This is a genomic window from Adlercreutzia sp. CNCM I-6215 (assembly GCF_977072315.1).
On sequence record NZ_CDRVMA010000006.1, the window covers coordinates 45,122 to 70,532 of the forward strand.

The 25,411-nt window shown below is 65.3% G+C and carries 24 protein-coding genes and 2 tRNA genes; 5 read left to right on the forward strand and 21 right to left on the reverse strand.

Features of this window, described 5'->3' with window-relative positions; genetic code table 11:
* Positions 1 to 8: 8 nt before the first annotated feature.
* The 12 genes from mreD to rlmD form a co-directional block, all read right to left on the reverse strand.
* A complete protein-coding gene (mreD, locus tag ACW4LP_RS06005; RefSeq protein WP_227070208.1) occupies positions 9 to 536 on the reverse strand; it encodes a rod shape-determining protein MreD in 528 nt (175 codons plus the stop codon).
* Complete coding sequence (mreC, locus tag ACW4LP_RS06010; protein WP_417177297.1) at positions 533 to 1,555, reverse strand: rod shape-determining protein MreC; 1,023 nt, start codon at positions 1,553 to 1,555, stop codon at positions 533 to 535. Before mreC ends, mreD begins: the two co-directional genes overlap by 4 nt.
* Positions 1,556 to 1,569: 14 nt before the next feature.
* The gene (mreB, locus tag ACW4LP_RS06015; RefSeq protein ID WP_022739738.1) at positions 1,570 to 2,625 is read right to left on the reverse strand and encodes a rod shape-determining protein; all 1,056 of its coding nucleotides are present in this window, start codon (positions 2,623 to 2,625) and stop codon (positions 1,570 to 1,572) included.
* 234 nt (positions 2,626 to 2,859) lie between these two features.
* Positions 2,860 to 4,149 (reverse strand): Ni/Fe hydrogenase subunit alpha, encoded by a 1,290-nt coding sequence (locus tag ACW4LP_RS06020; RefSeq protein WP_455803575.1) that lies wholly within the window; start codon positions 4,147 to 4,149, stop codon positions 2,860 to 2,862.
* A 4-nt stretch (positions 4,150 to 4,153) separates the two neighbouring features.
* Positions 4,154 to 4,942 carry an NADH-quinone oxidoreductase subunit B family protein gene (locus ACW4LP_RS06025; protein WP_417338861.1) on the reverse strand — a complete coding sequence of 263 codons (789 nt, stop codon included), beginning with the start codon at positions 4,940 to 4,942 and terminating at the stop codon, positions 4,154 to 4,156.
* A complete protein-coding gene (locus ACW4LP_RS06030; RefSeq protein WP_455803576.1) occupies positions 4,943 to 5,845 on the reverse strand; it encodes an FAD/NAD(P)-binding protein in 903 nt (300 codons plus the stop codon). It lies immediately after the preceding gene.
* A 6-nt stretch (positions 5,846 to 5,851) separates the two neighbouring features.
* Positions 5,852 to 6,877: a 4Fe-4S dicluster domain-containing protein gene (locus ACW4LP_RS06035; RefSeq protein WP_417338859.1), complete on the reverse strand. Its 1,026-nt coding sequence runs from the start codon at positions 6,875 to 6,877 to the stop codon at positions 5,852 to 5,854.
* A 419-nt stretch (positions 6,878 to 7,296) separates the two neighbouring features.
* A complete protein-coding gene (rlmN, locus tag ACW4LP_RS06040) occupies positions 7,297 to 8,205 on the reverse strand; it encodes a 23S rRNA (adenine(2503)-C(2))-methyltransferase RlmN (RefSeq protein ID WP_455803577.1) in 909 nt (302 codons plus the stop codon).
* A gap of 134 nt (positions 8,206 to 8,339) precedes the next feature.
* Positions 8,340 to 8,744: a nucleoside-diphosphate kinase gene (gene ndk, locus ACW4LP_RS06045; protein ID WP_114539746.1), complete on the reverse strand. Its 405-nt coding sequence runs from the start codon at positions 8,742 to 8,744 to the stop codon at positions 8,340 to 8,342.
* Positions 8,745 to 8,833: 89 nt separating this feature from the next.
* The gene (locus ACW4LP_RS06050; RefSeq protein ID WP_302403548.1) at positions 8,834 to 10,219 is read right to left on the reverse strand and encodes a tetratricopeptide repeat protein; all 1,386 of its coding nucleotides are present in this window, start codon (positions 10,217 to 10,219) and stop codon (positions 8,834 to 8,836) included.
* A 101-nt stretch (positions 10,220 to 10,320) separates the two neighbouring features.
* Entirely contained in the window at positions 10,321 to 10,854 is a 534-nt protein-coding gene (locus ACW4LP_RS06055; RefSeq protein ID WP_114539744.1) for a peptidylprolyl isomerase, read from the reverse strand.
* Positions 10,855 to 10,953: 99 nt separating this feature from the next.
* Positions 10,954 to 12,399 carry a 23S rRNA (uracil(1939)-C(5))-methyltransferase RlmD gene (rlmD, locus tag ACW4LP_RS06060; protein WP_367619562.1) on the reverse strand — a complete coding sequence of 482 codons (1,446 nt, stop codon included), beginning with the start codon at positions 12,397 to 12,399 and terminating at the stop codon, positions 10,954 to 10,956.
* 117 nt (positions 12,400 to 12,516) lie between these two features.
* Between rlmD and ACW4LP_RS06065 the strand changes: the two genes are divergently transcribed.
* Positions 12,517 to 12,592: transfer RNA gene (locus tag ACW4LP_RS06065), tRNA-Arg, on the forward strand.
* A 44-nt stretch (positions 12,593 to 12,636) separates the two neighbouring features.
* On the opposite strand, the gene ACW4LP_RS06070 is transcribed toward ACW4LP_RS06065, so the two are convergent.
* Complete coding sequence (locus tag ACW4LP_RS06070) at positions 12,637 to 13,584, reverse strand: diacylglycerol/lipid kinase family protein (protein WP_455803578.1); 948 nt, start codon at positions 13,582 to 13,584, stop codon at positions 12,637 to 12,639.
* A 136-nt stretch (positions 13,585 to 13,720) separates the two neighbouring features.
* A complete protein-coding gene (locus ACW4LP_RS06075; RefSeq protein ID WP_022739728.1) occupies positions 13,721 to 14,125 on the reverse strand; it encodes a GtrA family protein in 405 nt (134 codons plus the stop codon).
* Positions 14,126 to 14,205: 80 nt separating this feature from the next.
* Here ACW4LP_RS06075 and ACW4LP_RS06080 point away from each other — a divergent pair.
* A tRNA-Glu gene (locus ACW4LP_RS06080) sits at positions 14,206 to 14,280 on the forward strand.
* A 126-nt stretch (positions 14,281 to 14,406) separates the two neighbouring features.
* Here the strand turns inward: ACW4LP_RS06080 and ACW4LP_RS06085 are convergent.
* Positions 14,407 to 15,408 carry a glycosyltransferase family 2 protein gene (locus ACW4LP_RS06085; protein WP_455803579.1) on the reverse strand — a complete coding sequence of 334 codons (1,002 nt, stop codon included), beginning with the start codon at positions 15,406 to 15,408 and terminating at the stop codon, positions 14,407 to 14,409.
* A gap of 197 nt (positions 15,409 to 15,605) precedes the next feature.
* Here ACW4LP_RS06085 and ACW4LP_RS06090 point away from each other — a divergent pair, with 197 nt between their 5' ends.
* The 3 genes from ACW4LP_RS06090 to ACW4LP_RS06100 all read left to right on the forward strand — a co-directional run bounded on the left by ACW4LP_RS06090 (position 15,606) and on the right by ACW4LP_RS06100 (position 19,135).
* Positions 15,606 to 17,048, forward strand: a complete 1,443-nt coding sequence (locus tag ACW4LP_RS06090; protein ID WP_455803580.1) for a glycosyltransferase — start codon at positions 15,606 to 15,608, stop codon at positions 17,046 to 17,048.
* Between the two features lie 47 nt (positions 17,049 to 17,095).
* The gene (locus ACW4LP_RS06095) at positions 17,096 to 18,613 is read left to right on the forward strand and encodes a DEAD/DEAH box helicase (RefSeq protein WP_455803581.1); all 1,518 of its coding nucleotides are present in this window, start codon (positions 17,096 to 17,098) and stop codon (positions 18,611 to 18,613) included.
* Positions 18,614 to 18,727: 114 nt separating this feature from the next.
* Positions 18,728 to 19,135: a NifB/NifX family molybdenum-iron cluster-binding protein gene (locus ACW4LP_RS06100; RefSeq protein WP_022739724.1), complete on the forward strand. Its 408-nt coding sequence runs from the start codon at positions 18,728 to 18,730 to the stop codon at positions 19,133 to 19,135.
* Between the two features lie 75 nt (positions 19,136 to 19,210).
* On the opposite strand, the gene rplT is transcribed toward ACW4LP_RS06100, so the two are convergent.
* The 6 genes from rplT to ACW4LP_RS06130 form a co-directional block, all read right to left on the reverse strand.
* Positions 19,211 to 19,567 carry a 50S ribosomal protein L20 gene (rplT, locus tag ACW4LP_RS06105; RefSeq protein WP_022739723.1) on the reverse strand — a complete coding sequence of 119 codons (357 nt, stop codon included), beginning with the start codon at positions 19,565 to 19,567 and terminating at the stop codon, positions 19,211 to 19,213.
* Between the two features lie 30 nt (positions 19,568 to 19,597).
* The gene (rpmI, locus tag ACW4LP_RS06110; RefSeq protein WP_022739722.1) at positions 19,598 to 19,795 is read right to left on the reverse strand and encodes a 50S ribosomal protein L35; all 198 of its coding nucleotides are present in this window, start codon (positions 19,793 to 19,795) and stop codon (positions 19,598 to 19,600) included.
* Positions 19,795 to 20,367, reverse strand: coding sequence for a translation initiation factor IF-3 (gene infC, locus ACW4LP_RS06115; protein ID WP_022739721.1), 573 nt, complete (start codon positions 20,365 to 20,367; stop codon positions 19,795 to 19,797). The genes rpmI and infC overlap by 1 nt, the downstream gene beginning before the upstream one ends.
* Positions 20,368 to 20,561: 194 nt before the next feature.
* A complete protein-coding gene (locus ACW4LP_RS06120; protein WP_455803582.1) occupies positions 20,562 to 21,833 on the reverse strand; it encodes a histone-lysine N-methyltransferase in 1,272 nt (423 codons plus the stop codon).
* A 39-nt stretch (positions 21,834 to 21,872) separates the two neighbouring features.
* On the reverse strand, positions 21,873 to 22,232 hold the full coding sequence (locus tag ACW4LP_RS06125; RefSeq protein WP_227070202.1) for an SURF2 Surfeit locus protein 2: 360 nt from the start codon (positions 22,230 to 22,232) through the stop codon (positions 21,873 to 21,875).
* A 195-nt stretch (positions 22,233 to 22,427) separates the two neighbouring features.
* The gene (locus ACW4LP_RS06130; RefSeq protein ID WP_455803583.1) at positions 22,428 to 25,343 is read right to left on the reverse strand and encodes an insulinase family protein; all 2,916 of its coding nucleotides are present in this window, start codon (positions 25,341 to 25,343) and stop codon (positions 22,428 to 22,430) included.
* Positions 25,344 to 25,411: the final 68 nt, after the last annotated feature.

Here is a 25,411-nt window from a genome sequence, read left to right on the forward strand (position 1 = left end):
CCCCCTTCCTAACGAAGGACCGGCGTCCCGGGTTGGACGCGCGGGCGATCGACCATCAACCGCGCGGCGATCGGATACAGCAAAAGGCCGATGACGCAGTCGTAGAGCATGCAGGGCAGCGTGCGGTAGAGGAAGGCCTCCCCCAAGGGCACGTCGGCGCCGCAGACCACGACGATGAGCCCGTACATCACCTCGACGAGCATGATGCACGCCAGCATGATGGCCACCGGCATGAACAGGGTATCGTTGTTCAGCGCCATAAACAGTCGCGAGGCAAGAAACGTTACCAGCACGAGCACAAAGGCCATCCCTCCCACGGGCCCTCCCCCCATGAGGTCGAAGAGAAGCCCCAAAACCAGCGGCATGACCGACCCGGACGCGGCCGGCGTGGCCACGGCGCGCACGATGCAAAAGGCCACGATGAAGTTGGGCACGGCCTCGAACAGCGTGATGGCCGGCGCCACGGTTATCTGCAGAAGCACGGCGATGACGGCGCCGATGACGCCCGCCACCGTCTCGCGGGAAAGTTCCATCATGCGGCCTCGCCTCCTTCGGTGCCGTCAGAGCGGCCCGCATCGTCGCCGGAGCCGTCGCCGCTGGCACTGTCGTCACCGCTGCCGGTATCGTTGCCGTCGCCGGAATCGCCCGAGCCGGAACCGGACGCCCCCTCGCCGCCGTCGGCGCTCGTGGGCGCCGTCACGGTGCGGTCGGCGGCGTCGTCGGCCGCGGAGAACACCACGAGCGCCTCCTCCATGAGGCTCACGGTGTCGTTGGGGGCCACGACGATCTTGCGGGTGTCGCTGCCGGCGCTGCCCTCGACGCGCACCACCGTGCCGATGATGAGGCCCCGGGTGTAGCTGCCGCCCAGGCCGCTCGTGAGAACCACGTCACCCACCTGCACGTTCACATCCGCGCCGATGTTCTCCAGATAGAGCAGGCCGTCCATGGAGCCGCGCACGATGCCCTCGGCCCGGCTCGACTGCACCATGGCGGCCGCCCCGGACTGCGGATCGGTGAGCAGGCGCACCCGGCACGAGCCGCCGTCCACGGAGATGACCTGGCCCACGACGCCCGTGGGGCCGAGCACGGTGAGCCCCGTTTCCACGCCGGAGCTCGATCCGACGTCCAGGGTCACCGTCTGGTTCCACGCGTCGGTGGTCCGCCCGATGACGCGGCCGGACACGCCGGTGATCTCGTAGGTGTCGCGCAGGTTCAGAAGGCCGCGCAGCCGCTCGTTCTCGAGACGCTGCTCCTCGGCGGCGGCCAGCTGCTGCACGAGCTGCTCGTTCTGCTGGCGCAACGTCGCATAGGTCTCCTCGGTAACGCCGCCCTCGGCCGCCGCGGCCCCGGCGTCGTCCACCGCCTCGGTGAGAGGCGCGCTCGCCCGCTGCAGGGGCACCATGGCGCCCTCCACGGCGGACTGCAGGGAATGCAGGGGGCCTGTAGCGCCCTCGGCCTGGTACAGGCCGACGCACACCAGCGAGACCGCCAGCGCGATAATGAGCGAGAGCCGGCCCGCGGAGGCCGGTTCGTGTTGCTGAAAGTTGAGAGCCATAGGAAGCGAAAGACCTACTTCGAGCGCATGAGCGTCTGCTTGAGGGCCGTCGGCGTCTCGAGCACCTTCAGGCAGCCCGACACCACGTTGGTCAGCGCCGTCTCGGACACCCACACGGGAATCTCAAGCTTGTCGGTGAGGTAGCGGTCGAGGCCCGACAGCAGGCCGCCCCCACCCGTGAGCAGGATGCCGTTCTGGATGATGTCGCTGGCCAGGTCGGGGTTGGTCTTCTTGAAGGTGTCCTTGATGTGCAGCACCATCTCCTCGATGGGGGCCTGAAGCGCCGCGCGCACGTCCTCGGACTGGATGGTGACCTCCTTGGGCTGCTCGGTGTAGACGTCCTGGCCGGAGATGATCATGTCGCGCTCGCGGCCGTCCTCGAAGGGCAGGATGGAGCCGATCTTGATCTTGATGACCTCGGCCGTGCGCTCGCCGATCTTGATGCCGAGCAAATCGCGCAGGTGCATGGCGATGGCCTCGTCGAGCCGGTTGCCGGCCAAACGAAGCGAGCTGGACGTCACGATGCCGCCGAGCGAGATGACGGCCACCTCCGTGGTGCCGCCGCCGATATCGACCACCATGGAACCGGTCGGCTCAGTCACGGGCAGATCGGCGCCCATGGCGGCGGCCATGGGCTCCTCGATGAGGTAGGCCTGGCGGGCGCCCGCCTGGATGGTGGCCTCGAACACGGCGCGCTTCTCAACGGAGGTGGCGCCGCAGGGGATGCACACGACGATGCGGGGCTTGGGCTGCCAAGGGTACTTGCGCTCGGCCGCCTTGTTGATGAAGGCCGAGATCATGGCCTCGGTCACATCGTAGTCGGCGATGACGCCGTCTTTGAGCGGGTGCTCGGCGGAGAACGCGTCCGGCGTGTGGTTGATCATGTTCTTGGCTTCATGGCCGACGGCCAGCACGCGCTGAGTGGACTTTTCTATGGCGACAACGGAGGGCTCGTTGATGACGATGCCCTCCCCCGTAATAGCAACAAGGGTATTGGCAGTGCCCAGATCGATGGCCATGTCCGCGGACATCTGGCCGGTCAGGCCCGAAAACCAATCAAGGAATGACATACAGGCAAACCCTTCGGATACGTATAGGTTACAGTCAGCCTTAGATTTTATCACACGAGGCCTAGGGGCTTAGAAACTCCATAGGTGTAAGAGATTGTCCGGGCTCGGAGCCGCCGGGGTGGCCCGTGCTCAAGCAATGGCTCGCTCGGCGGAACAGTCCACTGGACTGTTCCGTTCGCTGCGCAACCTGCGCGCGGGTCACCCCGGCGGCTCCGAGCCCTACATTGCCAAAACTTAATGCACGCTGCAGGAGAGGCAGGGGTCGTAGGCGCGGACGAGCTTCTCCACTTCCAGGGTGATGAGGTCGGCGTCGTAGCCGCCGGCGACCATCTTGCCGGCGAGCTGGCGCATGTCCGCTTCCAGGTTCGCGATGTTCTGGGCCGTGGGCGTCATGATGGAGGCGCGCTCGACGCGGCCGTCGCCGTCGATGTCCAGGATATGGAACAGCGCCCCGCGCGGGGCCTCGGTGAAGCCCACGCCGCGACCGGCGCGCACCTCGAAGGGAACCGGCGCGCTTGAGCCCTCGAACTCGTCGGCGGCCAAACGACGGCAGAGCGCGGCGCAGCGGTCGAGCACGTCCACCAGTTCCACCGCCTGGGCGATGTTGTTGGCGAAGGGGTTGTACTCCGGAGGGCGCAGCCCCGCCTTGGCGGCGGCGTAGCGCGCGTCCTTGGAAAGCGCGTCCCAGCTGGCGTTCACGCGGGCCAGGGCCGCCGTCATGTAAGGCTGCCCGGTGCGTCGCGCCCGGGCGAGGAAGGCGGCGGAATGCCCCACCGGGTACTCCTCGATCTCCTCTTCCACGTCCTGGGCGCTGAAGTCGTAGCCAGCGCGAACAAAGCGCAAGGTGTCGGAGGTGCACACCGGGTAGGCGCCGGGCGCCACCATGGCGAGCAGGTCGCCTTCCGTCTGCACGTCCACCGTGTCGAAGTCGCGGAACAAGTCCACGCTGGCCAGGGCGAATTCTCTCGTGGCATCCATGGCCTCGGCCAGACGGAGGTACTCGTCGGCGGAGATCTCGTGGGTGAAGCCGCCCACGACCGCCGTGATGGGATGAATGGACCGGCCGCCCACCAGGGTGCACAGCTCGTTGCCCAGCGCCTTCAGTCCCAGTGCCTTCTCGAACAGCTCCGGGTTACCCTCGGCCAGCGGGAACACCGACTTGTGATCCAAGAAGTCCGGGGCGGCGAACACGAACAGGTGCGTGCCGTGGTTCTGCAGGTAGGAGCCGTAGAGCAGAAGCTCGCGCAAAGCCTCGGTGCGGTCGGTCACTTCCACACCGAAGACCTGTTCGATGGCGCGCAGGTCGGTGACGACGTGGCTCGACGAGCAGATGCCGCAGACGCGGGAGGCGATGTAGGGCACTTCCTCGAAGGAGCGCCCCCGCACCATGGACTCGAACAGGCGCGCCGGCTCCACCACGGCCATCTCGCAGGTGACGACCCGGCCGTCCTCGATGGTGAGACGGATGTCGCCGTGGCCCTCGACGCGGGCGATGTGGTCGACGGAAATCTCGGTGGCGGCCATGAGGCTACTCCTCCCCTTGCGCGGCGCTTATCGCCACGGCGTTGAACATCTCCAGGGCGTCGTCGAAGCGCGCGACCTCAAGGCCGCGCTTTCCCACGACGTAGCGGGCCGCCTCCACGTTGGAATCGGGAGAGAGCCCCGCGCAGCCGTTGCAGGGACGGCCCAGCGCCGGGCACTTCGCCCCGCAGCCAGAGCGCGTCACGAGCCCCAGGCACATGACGCCCTGCTTGTAGAAGCACCCCTTCTCGTTGCGGGAGCACTCGCCGCACAGAGCCGAGGTGGCCGGCAGCCGGTTGCTCCCGTAGAGGGCGGCGTCCAGCACCCGCACGAACTCCATAGGGTCGATGGGGCAGCAGCGCACCTCGAAATCGACGTCGATCACATCCGACACGGGCCGGGGCGCCACCAAATCCCCGCAGGCGTCCGGGGCAGCGTCGCCGTAGACGGCCTCCACATGACCCGCCAGATCGTCCGAGGCCATGCCGGGGATGCCGCCGGTCACGGCGCACGAGCCGATGGCGATCACGCTCCCTGCGCGCTCGCGGGCGCGGCGCACCGTCTCGGCCGCCTCCTCGGTGGTGACAGCGCCCTCAATGACGGCAACGTCGAACTCATCGGGCATCGGCACCGAGCTTGTCAGCTGCCAGTACCCCAGATCGATCTGGCCGAGCACGTCCATGAGGTGGCGCTCGATGTTGGTGATGTTGATCTGGCAGCCGAAGCAGCTGGCCAAACCGATAACGACCACGCGGGGAGCACGGCGCTCGGCGGTCGGTGACAGGTTCTCGCTCATTTACATCGACCCCTGAATGTTCTTGGCTTCCCAATAGTTGAAGACGGGCCCGTCGATACAGCAGTACTGATGGCCCACCTGGCAGTGCCCGCACTTGCCCACGCCGCACTTCATGTGGCGCTCGAAGCTCATGTAGATGCGATCGTAGGGAATGTCCTTCTTGCGCATCTCCTGCACGACGAACCGATACATCACCGGCGGCCCGCAGAGCGCCCCGAAAGTGTTGGCCGGGTCGATCTCCAAGTGCTCGAAGGGCTTGGTGACCAGTCCCACTTCCCCGTCCCACCCCTCATCGGCGTTGTCCACGGTGAGGTGCAGCTCGAAATCCTTACGGTGCTTCCACATCTCGAACTGGTTGCGGAACATGACCTCGGAGGGATTCTTCGAGCCGTAGATGATGGCGACCTTCCCGAACTCGCTGCGCTCGTCGTGGATGTTGTTGATGAGCGAGCGCAGAGGCGCGATGCCCAGGCCGCCGGCCACCAAGAGCACGTCGTGGCCGCGCATCTTATCGATGGGGAAGCCGCGGCCGAAGGGCCCGCGGATGCCGACGATCTCGCCGCACTGCATCTGGTGCAGCCGCTCGGTGAAGCGCCCCGTGCGACGAACGCACAGCTCGATGAAGCCGCTTTTCGTGGGCGACGAGGAGATGGAGATGGGCGCCTCCCCCACCCCGAAGATGGACAGCTCCACGAACTGTCCCGGCTCCTGGCGGAAAGCTTCGCGGATGCGCTCATCCACGAAGCGGAACTCGAAGAGCTTCTCGGTGGGCGTGAGCTCGGTGATGGAGGTGATGCGCGCCGGCCACGGGCGGTAGGGGTTCGCGTGCATGAGCTCGGCGCCGGTGGCCTCGCGCCCGGCGTCGTGGAAGGGATGCACGGCCACGATGTTGTCGTTCGCCATGGCGCCTTACGCCCCCTTTCGGTCGAAGAACCTCAGCACCTCGATGGGGCTGATGTCCACTTTGCAGGCGGAAACGCAGCGGCCGCAGCCCACGCAGAGGTTGCGGTCGTGCTTGGCCAGAAAGCCGTTGAGCTTGTGGTACATGCGGTGCCGCACGCGGGATGCCGGCGTGGGCCTGAAGTTGTGGCCGCCGGCCACCATGGCGAACTGCGGCGAGGTGCAGGCGTCCCACACCCGCTCGCGGCGCCCCGTGGCCGCGCCCGGATCCAGCGTGTCGCGGATATCGAAGCAGTAGCAGGTGGGGCAGACATTCGCGCAGGCGTTGCAGGAAAGACAGCGGCCGCCCAGCTCCTCCCAGAACTCGTCCTCGTGGAAGGCGTCCATGAGCATGGGGATTTCCTGGATGTCGGGGATGTCCCGGTTGAAGGCCTCCTGGCGCGCGCGGGTGGCGGCGCGAAACGCGATGCGATCCTCGTCGGTGGCCTCGCGGACATCGCAGGCCGCCTCCAAGATGTTCGCCGCCACGACGCTGCCGATGGAGACGAGGTAGCGGCCGCCGATGTTCGTCAGGAACAGATCGTAGGCGGCCCGCGCCTCCTCGGCGTCCATGTGGTTGCAGAAGCAGTTCGCCGACGGCATGCAGGCGACGCCGACAATGAGCGTGGCGGCGGCATGGGCCGCGTAGTAGGGATCCGGATAGCGCGGGTCGTTGAAGACGCTGCTCAAGTTCGCGAGGCCGTTGATGTCGCAGGCGTGCACGCCGAAGAGCACCCGGGGGCGCACCTCATCGGCGTAGTCGGTCACCTCGTTTCGCTCGGCATCGAACTCGAAGAGGGTCTCTTTGGCCGGCAGGAGGTACTTCTTGGGAGAGGCGATGGTCGTGGGATAGTCCAGCGCGATGTCGTCGAAGGAATCAACGGCCGAGAACACGTACTTGTTCCCCCGCTTGACCGGCGCCACCACCTCGTAGCGCTCCATGAAGGCGGCGACGAGCGCCGGCATCTCCGTCTCGTCAATGACGCGATACAGCATAGGCGATTTTGTTCCTTACGTCCTGCGCGCAACGGTTCGCGCAACGGTTCCGTCTCCCCTCCATAGTAACGGCTCTTCCGCCGCCCCGCTCCCTCGCTCAGGCCGATGGCCCAGAAAAACCAGACAGAGACGCAAAAAGCCCCTCTCGGGGCTTTCCGATAGAGCCATTGCCAACTCACATTGTTGGCAAGGTCAGCGAGAAGCCCCAAGGTGCCGATAGTTGGCGCGTCTCGCGGCCGAGCGTACTTGAGGTACGTGAGGGCAAGCGAGAAAGCGCCAAATATCGGTGCATTGGGGCTTCGCAGTGTCGACTTAATCTTTTGGGGGCACAAATTAAATCAAAAAAGAGCCGATAACAGCAGTATTTCAAACTGCATATTATCGGCTCTGCGTCTGTGCGTCTGGCTCTTTTAATTAAATTATTTTTGTTGTTTTTTGGCTTTATTATATGTATTAGCTAACTGTCCACAAGCTGCTTTAATCTCTCTACCATGAGAAACTCTCATGGTAACTTCAAGTCCTGTTTGCTCTAATTGATGTTTGAACGCAACCATTTCTTGTTTTTGTGGTGCTCTAATTTTTGAATTACTCGTCGGGTTGTATTGCAGCACGTTAATCATAACATTTTTGCCCTTAAACCATTTTGCAAGTTGCTTTATATCTGAGGAACGGTCATTTATACCTGGTAAAAGCAAATACGCAAATACCACTTTTCGATTATGCCTTTGTGAATAGGACAATGCTTGCTTAACAACATCTTCAATAGCGTACATGTGCATATGAGGAATGATGCAGTTTCTCGCAGCCTGTGTTGCTGCATGTAAAGATATTGTCAACTGAATTTTTAGATGTTCTTCGCGCAATTTTTTTAATTGATTAACTGGACCAACTGTTGATACGGTAATGCCGTCGGTTGGAAAGTTAAGTCCATTTCTATCTCGAAGAATATGGATTGCTGCAATCAAGTTGTCGTAATTGAATAAAGGTTCTCCCATTCCCATAAAAACGATACGATTTACTTTTTGACGTATCAATATGACCTGCTGCACAATTTCAGATGGTGTTAGATTACGAACGAAACCATTGCGTCCGGACTCACAAAAAATACAGCCAACAGAACAACCAACTTGCGTACTTACGCAAACAGTCCCACCATCTCGCCGTTTAATAAAAACCGTTTCGATATACCTGTTGTCTTTCAATTCATAAACATACTTTTCAGTATCGCTACTTTTATAGACTTTTTTTTGTTGATATTGATAGATTTTTTTTGTGAAATGGCTGTTTATACAATTCCGCATATAAGGCTCTTGCTTTATCCTCTCCAATTACTTCCGACATTTCTTTGTAAGTAAATCCGTATGGGTCATTCAATATTTCCGTAAGTGTACTTTTAGGTAAGTGTTTCATTTAATATCCTTCCTTTTGTTTTTCAGAGTTTTTGATTATGATTTCTAATTTTTTAGTTAAAAAAGATTTTGATCTCGCGCTCGGCGGACTCCGGGCTGTCGGAGCCGTGGATCACGTTCTCGTCCATGATGAGGCCGAAATCGCCGCGGATGGTGCCCGGGGCCGCCTCGGCCGGGTTGGTGGCGCCCATGAGCGAGCGGCACTTGGCCACGGCGCCCTCGCCGGAGACGACCATCTTCACCACGGGGCCGGAGGTGATGTACGCGATCAGGCCGTCGTAGAAGGGCTTGCCCTCGTGCTCGGCGTAGTTGGCCTTCGCCTGCTCGGGGGTGACCATGCCCAGCTCCATGCGCTCGATGGTGAGGCCGGCGCGCTCGAAGCGGTTGATGATCTCGCCGATGTGCCCGTTGCGCACGCCGTCGGGCTTGATCATGGAGTAGGTCTGCTGGATAGCCATGGAAATCCTTTCGTTTGAGGGTCTTGCTTGCAGACGGCCCGCAAGGCGCGGGCCGGGATTGCTGAAATCGGAAAACGGCCCGATGCGCTTTAGGCCTGGCTCGGGAAGTACAGCTCCACGTTGCTGACCTTCCACGTGATGCCGTCGCGCACCATGGAGATGCGGTACTGCACCTCGCCGCCCTCCTCGGTTGTGGCCGTGGCGTACACCGTGGACTCGGTCATGGAGCGGCTCACGCCGTCGATAGTCACGTTGGAATCGGACACCACCGGATCGAGCATGGCCGGGATGGCGTCTTTGTCCACATCGGCGGAGAACACCTTGTCAGCGGCACCGGACGGGTCGCTGAACAGCTCCTGGGTCACGGTCTGCACCGTGGGGTAGCCGTAGCCCTGAGTATAGGCGAACACGCCGGCCGCAGCGGCCAGCACGATGACGATGACGAAGAACAGCAGGATCTTCAAGCCGACGTTGCGGCGCTTGCGATCCTGCTTGGCCAGACCGCGCGACCACTGCTCGAGCTCGGCGTCGGTGGCCGTGAAGAACCGGTCGTTGTCGACGTTCTCGTAGGCGCCCACATAGCCGGGGAAGCTCGCCGGGTCGGCCTCGTAGGTGCCCTCGTCGTAGTAGAAGGCCTCGGAGACGTCGCCGCCCTCGTAGGCGCCCTCGTCGTAGACGCTCGTGCCGTCGGCGGCCACGTCGAGCCCCGACATATCGGCCAGCTGCAGCACCTGGGTGGCCTGGTTCTGCTCGGACGTTCCCTGGGCCACGGCACCCACGGCGCGCTGGTAGTCGACGCTGGCCGAATCGGACAGGTAGTACGTCTTGTCGGCGATGGCCTCCTCGAAGGCATGCACCGCCTTCTCCATCTGGCCGCAGGCCACGTAGGCCTGCCCCAGGCTCGCCTGCAGCTTGTTGCGCGTGGCCGGCTGCATGTCGAACTGCAGGGCGCTCTCGTAGGAGGCCACGGCGTCGGCCGGGCGGTTCAGAGCCATGAAGCAGACGCCCAGGTTCAAAAGCGCCTTGGTGGGGTCGGGGTTCGACTCGTCCAGAGCGGCCTCGCGGAAGGCCACGCCGGCCTCGGCGGACTTTCCGAGCTTCATGAGCGCGTTGCCCATGCCCATGTAGGACTTGTAGGGAGTGGGGTTGGTCGTGTCGGCCACCGACTTCTCGAAGCAGTTGATGGCGTTCGTGTAGTCGCGCAGCGACGCGTAGGCCATGCCGAGGTTGCACTCCACCGTCGCCAGCGCCCGATAGGCCGTATCGGCCGTGGCCTGGCTGTAGGCCTGAATGGCCTCGCGCGGGTTCTTCAGCTTCACCAGACAGTTGCCGATCTGGTGGTAGAGAAGGCCCATTTCCCCGGGAGTGAGCGGGAAGTTCGTGTCCTGCAAGCATTCCGTGAAAGCCATCAGCGCGCCGCGGTAGTCGCGCAGGCGGTAGCGCTCATTTGCTCGATCGAATAACTCGTTGTTCATAGACTTCCTTCACTCGACATTCGGGGCGGCCGCTTAGGCGGCGCGGCAGTGGGGCGAGACGGCTCGGACGGCGGGCGCCGACCCCTCTCGCGGGGCGGTGCTTACTCGGCGGCGTTCTCGATGACGACGGACTCGATGACATCGCCGGCGCGCAGCTGGCCGATGACGTCCTTACCCTCGATGGTCTGGCCGAACACGGTATAGCCGGAGTCCAGGTTGTGCTGGGGGCCCAGGCACAGGTAGAACTGCGAGCCGGCGGAGTTGGGATCCATGGAGCGGGCCATGGCGAGCGCGCCGTCCTCATGGGAGTTGTTCGGGTTGGTGGTGAACTCCTCCTTGATGGAGTAGCCCGGGTTGCCGGTGCCGAAGGGGGCCATGCCCGGAGCGCGGCCGGCGGCCACCTGCTCGGGGGTCGCCTCGCGGGTGTTGGGACAGCCGCCCTGGATGACGAAGCCGGGCACGTAGCGGTGGAACTTCAGGCCGTCGTAGAAGCCCTTCTGGGCCAGCTCCACGAAGTTGCCGACGTGGATGGGGGCGTCGTTGCCCGCCAGCTGCACGCGGATGGGGCCCTTGGAGGTGTTGATGACGGCGATCTCCTCGCCGGTGGGCTGATATTCCGGGGTGTAGAGAGCCATGGGGCTCCTCCTTTGTTCTCGGCGACGCGGACGGCCGGCGCTTGGGGGCGCTGCGGGCGCGAATGCGTCTCATTGCATACGGGGAATGATTCTAGCAGGTTAGGAGCCGGACCGCTCGAAAATGCTAACCACTTCCACATGGTAGGTCTGCGGAAAGAGGTCGACGGGGGTGACGCGGATAAGACGGTAGCCCTCCTGCTCGAAACGGGCCGCGTCGCGGGCCCAGGTGGACGCGTCGCAGCTGACGTAGGCCACGCGCCGCGGCGAGGCGGCGGCGATGGAGGCCACGACCCCCTCGGCGAGCCCCGCGCGCGGCGGATCCACCACGAGCGCGTCCAACTCCCCCAGCTCGGGAAGCTCCCGGGCGGCATCCCCGCCGATAATGTCGATGTCGGCGCCGGCGCGCTCGGCGTTGCGGCGCAGATCGCGCACGGAGCTGCCCGCCGACTCCACGGCCACCACCTCGGCCCCGGCCCGGGCGAGCGGCAGCGTGAAGGTGCCGGCGCCGGCGTAGAGGTCGGCCACGTAGTCGCCGGCCTCCACTTCCAAACCCGCGAGCACCAGCTCGACGAGCTTCTCGGCCTGAGCCGTGTTCACCTGGGCGAAGGAGGGCGCGCTCAGAAGGAGGCGACTTTCCGCCACTTCCTCCTCCCAGCAGCCCTTGCCGGAGATGGCCTCCACCTTCTTCACCTTGCGGGCGCGCCCGGGGTCGGCCACGACGCGGACGACGGAGGTGTTCTTCAGCGCGCTGGCGAGGGTTTTGGCCGCCGCGGCCCGCGGGAAGGGGCCCGGGGTCGTCCACAGGGCGATCTCCACATCACGGGTGCGCAGGCTGCCGCGCACCCCCACGCGGAACAGGCCCAAGTCGCTGCCACCGGAGAGGTAGCGCAGCGCGCCCCTAAGCGCCTTGGGGGCACCTTCGATGTTCCGGTGGGCCAAGGGGCACGCGTCCAGCGAGACGACATCGGCGCCCCCTTCGGGACGCATGCCCAAGATGAGGCGACCGGCACCGTCGGCGCCGCAGGACAGCTCCAGCTTGTTGCGGTAGCCCCACTGGCGCTTCGAGGGCACGCAGGAACCGACGAGGGCCTCGGCGCGGGCCGCGTCCATATGGGCCGTGCGCACCAGAGCGTCCACCACGTTCGCCCGCTTGGCGATAAGCTGGGCCTCGTAGGCGAGAGGCGCCCAAGGACATCCCCCGCACCCCGCCGCGCACGGGGGCGCCACTCGGTCGGGAGAGGCCTCAAGGATCTCGGACACCCGTCCGCGGGCGAAGCGGGGCTTCTCCTCGGTCAGCTCCACGCGGACGACATCGCCCGGCACGGCCCCTTCCACGAACACGGTCTTGCCGTCCGGCAAATGCCCCACGGCCGCCGACCCGAAGCTCATGCGCTCGATGGGCACCACCTCGCCGGGCGCGCCCGAGGCGCACGGGGCCGAAGCGGGAGCCGTCGCGACCTCAGGGGCCGCCGCGTCCTGAGCCTTCGCCGTGTCGACGGAGCGGTCGGACGCGGCGTTATCGTTCCTGGTGGACGTATCGATCACTGGGGGCTCCTGTTCCGTTCTCGTTCCATCTGAGGGGTATTTTACGGATTTGCCGTCCGCGGCGGCGCAATTGCCCTATAATAGCGCAGCACCCGCCTGTCGGGACCCTGAATTCGTGCCCTCGTAGCTCAGGGGATAGAGCACTTGCCTCCGGAGCAAGGTGCCGCAGGTTCGAATCCTGTCGAGGGCACCACCTTCAACGCGCAAGCCCCGCCCCCGCGGGGCTTTTTCATTGCCCTACCGCTGGCCCACAACGACGGTGAGGGCGTCGGGGACGCAGTCGATGAGGAAGTGCGTGCCGTGAACCGGCTCCCCGTCCATCTGGGCCGGCGGCTCCTCCTCGAAGTCGAGCACGAGGGAGGACGCCCGCCGGAAATGGATGTGGTCGCTTCCCGTGTGCTTGCCGCCCCGGGCGCGCAGAAGGAGCGCCAGCGCCCGCATGGGCGAAAGCTCCGGCGTGGCCCAGCAGATGTCGAGCAGCCCGTCGTCGAGGCGCGCCTTGGGTGTGATGCGGAAGTGGCCACCGTAGGTGGGCCCCACCTGCACGGCTACCAGATAGGCATCGTCCCATTCCGGATGAGGAGCGCATCCCGGCTCCGCCCCCAGGACATCCATCTTGAAGGAAAACACCTGCAAGTGGTGGAACAGCTGATCGACGGCACTTTCCAAATAGAGCATGGTGCCGGCGCGGCCGGACTTCTGGCGACGGTCCATGGTGTCAAGCGCGATAGCGGCGTCCAAACCGAAGGAGAGCGTCTCGGCGAAGTAGCGGCCGTTGACGCGCCCCACGTCGGCCCGCACCGTTTGAAAGCGCAGAATTTCGGTGACCGCCGCGGGGACGGAGTAGGCCATGCCCAACGTCTCGGCGTAATCGTTGCCGGAGCCCACGGGAATGACGGCCAGGACCGGGCGATCCTCGGGGGCGCGGGCCATAAGGCCGTTCACCACCTCGTTCACCAGGCCGTCGCCGCCGAGCGCGATGACGCAACCCACGTCGGGGCCCAGCTCGCGGGCCAGCGCCTCGCCGTGGCCGGCCGAGGCCGTGGTGAGCATTTCGAAACGCCCGTCGCCCACGCGCTCGCGCAGAAGCCGCGCCGCCTCGGAGGCGGCCACGGCCCCCCGCCCGCTCTTCGACACGGGGTTCGCGATAAGGACGATCTTCCCCTCTTCTACGGACGGAACCACAACCTGCCTCCTAACCGAGCGACCGGCCCAGCGCCGACCTGCGATTTCCCTCATTCTAGCACCGAGTACCGTGTCCCCCACCTACCAAGTCGCGCTGTTCGCAACTCGTTTTCGAAACGGAGGGGTCGCCCGTTCGCTACTCGAGGACGGCGCCGGTGTCGCCGTCGAGGAAGATCTTGCGCGTCACGAAGTTGTACACCATGACGATGGCCGTGGCGACGATTTTCACGATGAGGTAGCTCACGCCCAGAACCGACGAACCGAGCCACATGAGCAGATCGTTCACCCCCAGGCCGATGACGGAGAGCACCACGAAGATGACGAACTCGCGCCGGCGCGAGAGCCCCTGCTTGTGCGTGAACACGTAGCGCATGGAGGCCAGGTAGTTGAAGACGACCGACACCGTAAAGGAGATAGTGGCGCTGATGAGGTAGTTCACGCCGACCAGCTCTGTGAGCGCCACCATGAGGCCATAGTCGATGACGAAGGCGATAACGCCCACCACGCCGAACTTCATGAACTGTGCAATGAGCTTCTCCATAGTTCCTTCCCAGATTTTGCGGCCGCAACCCTTGCAAAGCGGGGGCGGCTCTGCCATACTATGCAAGCTGTTTTGAACGAGTCCCCATAGTCTAACGGTTAGGACGCGGCCCTTTCAAGGCTGAAATACGGGTTCGATTCCCGTTGGGGGCACCACTTTTGCCACAAACGAAACCCCGCTTAGCGCGGGGTTTCTTGTTTTCGGAACGTGCCGAAAGCCGGCAGCGGCGGCACCAGGCGCCCCGCATCGCGAGATCCGCGCGGTGCGCGACGCTCAGGTCCCTAGCGCTCGGCATCCGCCTCCATCACCCGGTACACGCTCATCTCCCACTGGCGCCGGTGGGACTTCGCCACGGTGTCCAGGATGAGCCCGGCCGTCCAGGAGAGCGCCGCCACGATCATGAGCGCCACGGCGAGCACCGCCGAGGGCAGCTTCGCCACGTAGCCGGTGTCGAGGTACTCGGCCACCACGGGCAGCCCGAAGCAGAGGCCCACCACGGCGAGCGCCAGGCCGAGCCAGCCGAAGAAGGCCATGGGGCGGTAGTCGCGGAACAGGCTCGCGATGGCCGCCAGCACGAGCATGCCGTCGGAGAAGGTGGACAGCTTGCTCTCCGACCCCTCGGGCCGGTCGCGGTAGTCGATGGGCACGTCGGCCACCCGCCAGCGGCGGTCCACCGCCCAGATGGAGATCTCGGTCTCTATCTGGAAGCCCCCGCTCATGACGGGCATCGTCTTCACGAAGGCGCGGGTGAAGGCGCGGTAGCCGGTCATGACGTCCTCGAAGGCGTAGCCGTAGATCACCTTGATGAGCCGGCGCACCAGGTTGTTGCCGAAGTTGTGGAAGGGCCGCTCGTTCTCCTTGCCGTAGGCGCCGTTGGAGATGCGGTCGCCCACGGTCATGTCCGCCTCGTCGGCCGCCAGGGGCGCGATGAGGTCGCCGGCGGCCTCGGCCGGGTAGGTGTCGTCGCCGTCGACCATGAGGTAGTACTCGGCGTCGATGTCGCGGAACATGCTCCGCACCACGTTGCCCTTGCCCTGGCGGGACTCCCGGCGCACCACGGCCCCCGCCGCCGCGGCGATGTCCGCGGTGCCGTCGGTGGAGTTGTTGTCGTAGACGTAGATCGTGGCCTCGGGCAGCGCCGCGCGGAAGTCGGCCACCACGCGGGCGATGGTGGGCGCCTCGTTGTAGCACGGAGCGAGCACGGCCACCCCCTCGCCGCGCCGGGCCGCCTCGACGGCAGACGCCGTGGCCTCGGCGTTGGAAAATGTCGCTATATCGGTCATGGGAAGACAAACCTCCTGTCCATTGTTGACCGCGTCCATTATCTTAAATGAACGCGGGGGCGCGGAAAATCCCCCGAGAAAAACTTTGACCGAATCGGCGAAAAGCTCCTGCGACCCATAAGCGGATTTTCTGGCATCTTGGCGGGCTTGCCGCCGACGCGGGGCCGATGCGGGGAAAATAGGCTATGATAGCTTCCATGAACACACCTGCACTGAAATCGACGGAGCCCTCGGCTCCGATCGCCCCCGACGCCCCCGCCCAGACGCTCGCCGTCCCGGCCGAGCCCTCGCCCTCCCCCCTCGCTGCGGGCGCCCAAGGCGCCACGGCCGCCGAGGCCATCACGTGCGCGCTGGCCGCGCCGGAGCGCACGGCCGAGGAGGCCGCCGCCCATCCGCTCATCTTAGTGGTGCACGCCTCGGTGGGCTCGGGCCATCGCTCGGCGGCCAACGCCATCGCCGAGGCCCTGGAAGAGGCCGGCGAGGCCGCCCGCGCTGCCGGGGACGACAACTCGCTGGAAGCGCGCTCGGAAGTGCGCGTCCTCGACATCCTCGATTTCGGGCGCATCGTGTTCGACGGCGACAAGACCGCCTCCATGTTCACCGGCTGGACGCGTCCCTTCTACGACCTCACCTGGCGCTACACCCTCACTGGGCGTCTTCTGTGGGGCGGCGGCACCATTTGGGCGCGCCTCATGTACCCGAAGTTCACCGAGTACGTGCGCCGCCTGCGGCCGGCGGCCATCGTCGCCACCCACATCACCGCCGCCAACGTGGCCGTGAGCGCTCGCATGATCACGGGACAGAGCTTCCCCATCGTCTGCGTGCCCACCGACTACGAGGCCGAGGGGCTGTGGCCCCATCTGCACACCGACCTGTTCTGCGTCGCCAACGAGTCCATGGCCGAGACGCTGCGCCCGCGGCGCGTGCCCGAGGACCGCATCCTCATCACCGGCATCCCCGCCAGCCCCGCCTTCTCGCGAACCTACGACCGCGCTAAGGCCCGCGAGGCCTTCGGACTGCCGCAGGACAAACAGGTGGTGCTGGCGCTCGCCGGGGCGAAGCTCCCCCAACCCTATGTGCACTTCCGTGCCGCCATCGGGGAGATGCTCCCCTTCATGCACGCGATGCCCTCGATGCAGCTGGTGATCGTCGCCGGGGCCGACGAGGACTACGAGCGCGAGCTGCGGCGCCAGGTGGCCGAATACGGCCTGGCCAACGTCACGGTACTCGGCTACGTGAACGCCATGGCCGAGCTCATGGAGGCCGCCGACGTGGTCATCTGCAAGCCGGGAGGCCTCACGGTGACCGAGTGTTTGTGCGCCCATGCGCCCATGATCCTCTTGGGCCGCGCCTACGGCCAGGAGAAGGCCAACGTGCGCATGCTCACCGCCGCCGGAGCCGCTATGGCCGCCACCACGCCTCGCGAGCTCTTGGACACCCTGCGCCACATCAGCGACCACTCCGCGAGCGCCCACGCCATGCTGATGAACGCCTCCATCCTGCGGCGCCCCAACGCCGCCGAGGGCATCGCCCGGGCCACCTTCGCCCTCATCCGGCGCGAGCCGCCGCGGGACGCGAAGCTGCGGGCCAAGCACTTCCTGCACTTCTACTGGGGCAAGAAGCCGGCCCACGTCCGCTAGGACCCCCAACCGCTACCGTCACGATCCGAACCACGAAAGAGAGTTTCATGACCACCTTTGCCGAACTCGGCCTTTCCGACGCCGTCCTTGCCGCCGTCGATCATCTCGGCTACACCGAGCCGACCCCCGTTCAAGCCCAGGCCATCCCGCTCGCCCTCCAAGGCCGCGACATCATCGCCGCCGCCAAGACCGGCACGGGCAAAACGGCCGCCTTCTCGCTGCCGAGCCTGGACATCCTCGCCCGCGCCGAGCGCAAGAAGGCACCGGCCATGCTCGTCATCACCCCCACGCGAGAGCTGGCCATGCAGATTCAGGAAGTCTGCCAAACCATCGCCCGCACCCGCGGCCTGCGCGTCGCCAATGTGGTGGGCGGCGTGAAAATCGAGCCGCAGATCGACCGCCTCGCGCGCGGCGTGGACGTGCTCATCGCCACGCCGGGGCGCCTCATCGACCTCATGAACCAGAAGGCCGTCGACCTCTCGCAGGTTCAAGTGCTCGTGCTGGACGAGGCCGACCGCATGCTCGACATGGGATTTCTCCCCTCGGTTCGCCGTATCGTGGAGGCGACGCCGAAAAGCCGCCAGACGCTTCTGTTCTCGGCCACCATCGACAAGGGCGTCCTCGACCAGGTGGACGCCATGCTGAATGATCCGGCCATTGTGCAGATCGCCGCGAAGGGCGAGACGGCCGACACCGTGGAGCAGTACATCGCGCACGTGCCCCACACCCTGAAGCCCGACCTTCTGGCGGCGCTCCTGAAAGAGCGGGGGCACAAGCGCGTCATCGTCTTCGCCCGCACGCGCCATCGGGCCGACGCCGCCTGCCGCAAGCTGAAGCGGGCCGGCTACCACGCCGAGGCCATCCATTCCGACCGCTCCCAGAACCAGCGCAAACGCGCCCTGGACAACTTCGCCTCCGGCGAGACCGACATCCTCGTGGCCACCGACGTGCTGGCCCGCGGCATCGACGTCGACGAGGTGTCCTATGTGGTGAACTACGACGTGCCCACCCAGGCCGAGGACTACGTGCACCGCATCGGCCGCACGGGCCGCGCCGGGGCCGAGGGCTTCGCGATCACCTTCGTCAGCCCCGAGAACAAAGACGAGCTGGCGGCCATCGAGAAGCTCATCAAGCGCGACATCCCCGAGATCGAGATCGCGGGCTTCAACTTGGAAGAGGCCGCCGAGGCCGCGGCCGAGCGCGCCACGCGGGCCAACGCCCGCCGCGACCCCGAGCTGGCGGCGGCCGCCCGCGAGCTCGCCAAGAAGGAGAAGCGCCGCGCCAAGGAGAAGGAGCGCGCCGAGCAGGCTGCCGCCGAGTCGCGCCAGCGCGGCACGCGCAAGAAGCAGGGCGGCAAGAGCGCCGGCGCCGCGCACAGCTCGAGGAAGAGCGGGACGGGATCTAAGGCGGCTCCGAAATCCAAAGCGCCCAAGGGCGGCAACCGCGCGAAGACGGGTTCCGCGGCGGCAAGCGGCGCGCCGCGTACGTCGAGCGACTTCCGTCCCGGCCGCGCCCATCGCGCTGCCGTCGCCGCCAAGCGCAGCGGCGGCAAGCGCCGCGGCTAGCAAAGCGATCGAAGCACCTCATCGGGAAGATACCCTCCGTTTGCCGTACTCCACATTCAGCGGAGGATTGTTCGGGTATTGTAACCTCAGTATTTCTGGGGAAGGGAATATTGCATGAAGATCGCTGTCGCTTGCGACGGACTTGATATAGCCGTGACCGCTGCAACCTGCTCGAGCTTTGCTTGCTACACCGCGCAAAGCGGCGTCGTCACAGGCTGCAGCAACGTGCCGAACATGGGGATCACCCCACGAGAGAGGGCCTCCATCCTGCAGCAGATGGGCGTCGACGCCCTCATAGCCCGCCAATTCAGCCCCGAAGGCCTCGCGGCTTTGGACGAAGCGGGCATCGAGGCCGTCCTCTCCAACGCCGCCTCCCCGCGCGAGGCGGCGGATCTGTATCTTTACCGCACGCTCATGGGGGAAGAGGGCCTATCGGAAAAGAGCATCAAAGAGGAGCCCTTAGGCGAGCTGGACGACGCCTTCGCCCGCATCGAGCTCAAGCTCGTCGCCCAAAGCGCCTAGCCCCCGCTCGCACTCCCCCAACGAAAAAGGACCCCGAAGGGTCCTTTTCTTGTGCGCTCTTTCGAACGAAACAAACTAGGCAACGGCCTTCTTGGCGACTTCCACCAGGGCGGCGAAGGCGTTCGGATCGTTCACGGCCATATCGGCGAGCACCTTGCGGTCGAGCACGACGCCGGCCTTCTTCAGGCCGTTCATGAACACCGAGTAGGACAGGCCGTTGATGCGGGCCGCGGCGTTGATGCGGGTGATCCACAGGCGACGGATCTCGCGCTTCTTGTTGCGGCGGTCGCGGTACATGTACTGAAGCGAATGCTGCACCTGCTCCTTCGCAGCACGATAGGAACGGGACTTCGCGCCATAGTAGCCCTTCGCACGATTGAGGACGGTACGACGCTTCTTGCGGGCATGGACGGAACGCTTTACACGAGGCATATCTTAATCACTCCTTGAAGACGAATGGGACTAGCGAAGGCCGAGCTGGCGCTCGACGACCTTGGTATCCGCCTTGGCGACCTCGGTCTCGTGGCGGAAGTTGCGCTTGCGCTTGGGGCTCTTCTTGGTGAGGATATGGCTCTTGAACGCCTTGGCGCGCATGAGTTTGCCGGTACCGGTCTTGCGGACGCGCTTGGCCATACCGCGATGGGTCTTCATCTTGGGCATTAGTTGTCCTTTCCTTCGTCGTTCTTGGAATCCTTTTTCTTTTTCGCGGTCGCGGGCAGAGGCGCGATGAGCATGTGCATGTTGCGCCCCTCCATCTTCGGCTGGTTCTCGATGACGGCAACGTCCTTCAGGTCGTCGGCCAATCGTTCGAGAATGGAGAGGCCCTGCTCGGGGTGGGCCATCTCGCGGCCGCGGAACATGATGGTGATCTTCACCTTGTTGCCGGCCTCCAAAAAGCGCAGCACGTGCTTCTTCTTGGTGGTGTAGTCGCCCACGTCGATCTTCGGCCGGAACTTCATCTCCTTGACCTCGATCTTGTTCTGGTTCTTACGAGCCTGCTTGGCCTTGATGGCCTGATCGTACTTGAACTTCCCGTAGTCCATGATGCGGCACACGGGCGGCGTGGCGTTCGGAGCGATCTCCACCAGATCGAGATTCATGTCGTCGGCGATCTGCTGGGCCTGGTGCGTGGGATACACGCCCATCTGGTTCCCGTCGAAATCGATGAGACGGCACTCGCGCGTGGTGATCTCATCGTTGAGCCGGGGCTCTTGAGCAGCTATCGCGCTCACCTCCCTTTCGTGTTCTCACACATAAAAACCCGCCGGGCCAACAAGGCGCACGGCGGGCTTACACGCAAAGTTTCTATCTGCGGGTACCCATCAGCAACCTTGGAAGGCGCCGAACCAGGTGGAGAGCTTTCGCCCTCGCTTGATTGACAGCTTGCCCAGTATAGCGTTGCCGTCGCTCCCGCGCAAGGGAAATTCTAGGAGTTTACATATATGAAGATGGTGCGGACGGTGTCGGCCAAGTTGTCCGAGGCGTTGGCCATGGAGTAGTCGTAGGAGAGCACCGCAGACCAGGCATGGGGCGCACCGTCGATGTCCACCTCGCCGTTAAAGGAGCAGTACTCCTTGGTGGTCGTAGTTCCGTCAGTGTCATAGGAGGTGTATTCTTCCGCATTTTCCGGCAAAACGACCGCGTCATCAGGAATAGAGAGGCCTGCCTCAGCCAAGGTTTTTTCGATAATGCGTTCCTTGAGAACCGCATCCTTAAAGCTAACGGAGCCGTAGCCGAGCGAGCTGGTGGACGTGGAATAGCCCGCCTGAATGATCTTGCCGTCGGCGTCGAGTCCCAAATACACCGTGGGCGTACCCGTACGGCTGTCGGCCGGCTCAGCGGTGAGCGCGACGCGCACCTCGCTCTTGATGGGGTTGCCCTCCTCGTTCACCGCCCGGGGCTCGGCGGCCGTGGCGCCGTGCTGCAGGATGTCGATGGCCTCCTGCTGGGTGTGGCCCAGCAAGCTCACCAGGTCGGGCACCGTCGTCACCTTGGCGGCATCGGCGGAGTCCGTCGCGTCCTCGGAGGCGATGGCGGCGACCTCCTGCTCCGAGGAGAGCGCCTGCTGCACCGCGCTGGAAGAGGCCTCCTTGTACAGCTGAACGCCGAAGTAGACCATGGCGGCCAGAATGAGCACGAGCAGGATGATGACCACGATAAGAATGCGGCGCATACGGCGCGACTTGCGCATGTACTCGGGCAGCTCCGCCTTCTTTCGGGCCTTCTCGTTCATCTCACTCGCGTGCTTGGCATGGCGCCCGCGCGAGGCGCCGTCGCCCTTCTTCGCGCCATGGGCGGCCTTGCTCGCAGGCTTGGTTGGCGCCACGTCGGCCGTCACCACGCCGAGGGACACAGCGTCGGGCACGGGCGAGGCGTCCGCGGCATCGGCGCCGTCGGCGTCCAGCGGACGACCGGCGTAGAAGTCCTCGAAGACCGCTTCATCGGGAAACGACTCGCCGGCGGGCAAGCCCTCGTCGTCGAGTACTTCCCCATCGCCCAAGTCCACCTCTTCGAAGACGCCCTCCTCGTCGACGACGACATCCTCCCCGATGATGGAGCCGTCGCCCTCGTCCACGGGGGACATGGCCGTGGTGAAGCCATCCGCCGACACGGGGTGGAAGGCCTCGGTGAGGCCCATGGCATTGCCGTCGTCGGCGCTAATGCCGGCGTCGCGGTTGCGCTTGCTTCTTCTCACCATGTGCTCGCTGTTCCTCTCGCTTCTCGAAGGCCCACGGGGCTAGTGGGCCAAAAGGTACCAGGCCGCAAAGGCGACAATGCCCAGCACGGCCACGACGATGATGACCTTCTGGGTCGTGGACATCTTGGTCGCTTCCAAGTCATCGAGGGTCGTCTCATGGTAGGAGGCGGCATCGGCGGTCTCTCCCGCACCCTCCTTTTCCACGGCGGCCTCTTCCACAGCCTCCGCTACCGCGTCGTCGGCCTCTTCGGCGGCCGGCTCGTCGACCGGCTCCTCAAGGGGCGCTTCCTCGACCGGCTCCTCGGCGGCCGGCTCTTCTACGACGCCGGCCTGGATGACCACATCGTCGTCATCGTCGGCCGTGACCGTGATATGCGAGAACTCCTTGGAATTCGCCATGGGAGCTTGCATCCTTTCTGTTTGGGGTTGCCCTATTATAGCCGATGGGCCGCGCGGCGCGCATCCGCTGCACCAGTTCTGCATCCGGGCACCACGCGAAGGCGCCGCGCGAGGGGCGCCGCGCAGGCACCCGGAGAACCGTTGCCAGTCGCCGACGCCCGCAGAGCCGTCGCGGCGGCCGCCCCTCAGCACCCTTTAGGCCAGAAGGTCGACGACGTTGAATCCCTCGCCGCTGGCACGGATGACCTCGCCGTTGCCGAAGCAGCACACCGGTCCGGCCCCGGCGATGGCGTCCACCGAGGAGGCCAGCGCGCGCACGTCATCGATGCCGGCTGCGCGCACCTCCTCGCGCACCCGGGCCCGGTCTTCCAAGGTGGCGCCGGAGAAGTATAGGCCGTCCTGGCGACGCAAAAGCTCGCGGGCCTTGGCCGGCGCGTCCAGGGAGGCCACCGTGGAGACCACGTAGCCGTCCATCTCCGATTCCGTGGGGTTAAAGACGCCGGCGAGCCAGTCGCCGGAGGTGCGGAAGCGCTCGACGGTCTCGTCGATGCGCGGGTCGCGGTAGGAGTAGAAGCGGCTCGAGCCCGAGCGCGTCGTCTGGAAGCCGGCCCCGTAGGCGCCGCCCTTCACGCGCACCTCCGTCCACAGAAAATCGTAGGACAGGATGCGCGAGGCCAAAAGCCACGCGCCGCCGTAGGGCTCGCCGAGCAGGCGGCGGTCCCAGCCGCAGGCGGTGTAGGTGACGTCGCTCGCCACGACGAAGGCCTCGTGCCCATCCTCGGGCGCCGGCACCGTGAGCACCGGGGCGCCCGCCATGCCGCCGAAAGGCGAAGACGCCTCCCGGAAGGCAGCGAGCGCCGCCTCGTCGCCCCCGAAGGAGAGCGTGCAGCCGCCGTCGGTGAACAGGCGGCGGGACAGCTCGGCCAGCTTCGCGGAAAGCTCGCAGGCCCGCTCGTCGAAGCTCGCGAGCAGCTCCTTCAAGAAGCGGTAGAAACCGACGCCGGAGAGCGCCTCGCGCACCACCCCGGCCGGCAGGTAGTAGGAGGCGACCCGCGCCATGGCGGCGCTGTGGCCGGCCGAGGCGAAGGCCTGCTCCATGGCGATGCGCCGCTGGCCCAAGATGTCGCGGATGCGCTCGGTGTCGGAGAAATCGGTCTCGCGCAGCACCTCCTCGGCCAGGCGTGCCGCCCAGGGCACCTCCTCGTCAAGGGCGGAGGAGCCCATGACGAACATCGGGCGCAGCCGCTCGCGGTTCTCGGCGTCCTCGTGCACTTCCACGGCGAACCCGAGGTTGCCCAGATGGGCCTGGACGAGGGTGTCCAGCTCGGCCGCCGTGTGGCGGGACGTATCCAACTTGCCGAGCACGCAGGCCAGCACCGTGGCGTAGGGCAGCTCGTCGAAGGCGAGGCCGTCCATGGCGAAGTAGCGGTAGGCGTAGGCGATGCCGCGGCAGGGCAGATGGTGGCGGATGAGGCGCCAGGGGCCGCACTCCCCCACCTCCCACATCGCTTCGGCGGACGCCTCGCCGATATCGGCCCGCGAAAGCTGCGGAAGTTTCGCGAGGGCCTCCGGCGCGTCCGGCGCCTCCTGGGCCTCGCGCAGCGCGCGCACCGCCTCGCGGATGGCCGCGGCCTCGTCCTGAGTGAGCGCCGCGGCCGCCTCGCGCTCGCCGGCTGCCTCGGCCTCCTCGGCGGCCTCGTCGCTTTCCGTGGGCACCACCTCGGCGCAGGCGCGGTGGTCGTTATCCAGGAACAGCTCGCGCAAAAGCGCCTCGAAGTACCCCTCCTCCACCTTCTCGCGCAGGCTGGCGAAGACGTCCTCGAAGCGCAGGTAGGCCGCCGGGTCGTCGTCGGAGTACAGCCATCCGGCCATGGCGGACATGGCCAGCACCACGCCGTCGGGGTAGCCGAAGTTGCGCTCGCGCATGACGAACTCGGCGTGGGAGAGGGCCGCCCGCACCAGCTCGCGGTCGAGCCCGCCCTCGGCGAGGCGCCGGGCCTCGGCTTCCACGATGGCGCGCAGCGCATCGGCGGCGCCGGGCCGGGCGCCGCGCAGGGACACCACGGCGAAGGGCTGGGCCACGGAGTCGGCCACATACCCGATGGCGTCGTCGGCGATGCCCGCGTCGAGCAGCGCCCGCTTCAGGGGCGACTCGTTGGCCCCCATGATGGCGTCCATCAGGATGTCGGCGGCCACAATGCGCTCGCGCTCGGCGGCACGCCCGATGACGAATCCCACGGCAGCGCAGGCGTTCTCCGGTGCGGTGGCCATGGGCACGACAACTGGCTCGGGAGCCACGGGAGCCTGCAGCCCGAGCGGATTGATGTCCAGCGGCCCGCGCTCTTTCGCGGCCAGCGGCGCCAAATAGCGCTCGTCTAGAAAGCCGAGGAAGCGGTCGGCATCCAGGTTGCCGTATAGGATGATGTAGGCGTTGTCGGGACGGTAGTGGCGCCGATGGTTCTCGAGAAAGCCCTCGTAGGTGAGCGTTGGGATTGCCGCCGGCGTGCCGCCAGACTCGAAACGGTAGGTCGTGTCCGGGAACAGCGCCGCCGACAGCCCGTCGTAGAGCACGGAATCGGGCTCGGAGAGCGCGCCTTTCATCTCGTTGTACACTACGCCGTTCACCACAAGGCGCTCGCCTTCTCCCTCCCCTTCCAGCTCGCGGTGCCAGCCCTCCTGCTGGAAGATGACGGGGCGCCGGTAGATATCGGGGTGGAAGACCGCGTCCAGGTAGACGTCCATGAGGTTGACGAGATCCTGCTCGTTGGTGGACGCCACGGGGTACATGGTCTTGTCCGGGAAGGTCATGGCGTTTAAGAACGTCTGCATGGAGGTCTTCAGCAAATTGACGAAGGGCTCCTTCACCGGGAACTTCTCCGATCCGCACAGCACCGAGTGCTCCAAAATGTGGAACACGCCGGTGTCGTCGTCGGCCGGGGTCTTGAAGGTGATGGAGAAGGCCTTGTTGGCGTCGTCGTTCTCGATGAACATGAGGCGGGCGCCGGAGGCGGCGTGATGCATGAGGTGCACCGTACCCTCCACCTCACTTATCGGCTCGCTTTTCACGGCGGTAAAGCCGTGGGAGGCGGCCACCTGTTCCAAATCGGTCATGGTCTGTCTTCCTTTCGAAGGGTTCCTGCGAAGGGCCCCGCGACCGGCCCTGGCGGCCCGGCGCGGAG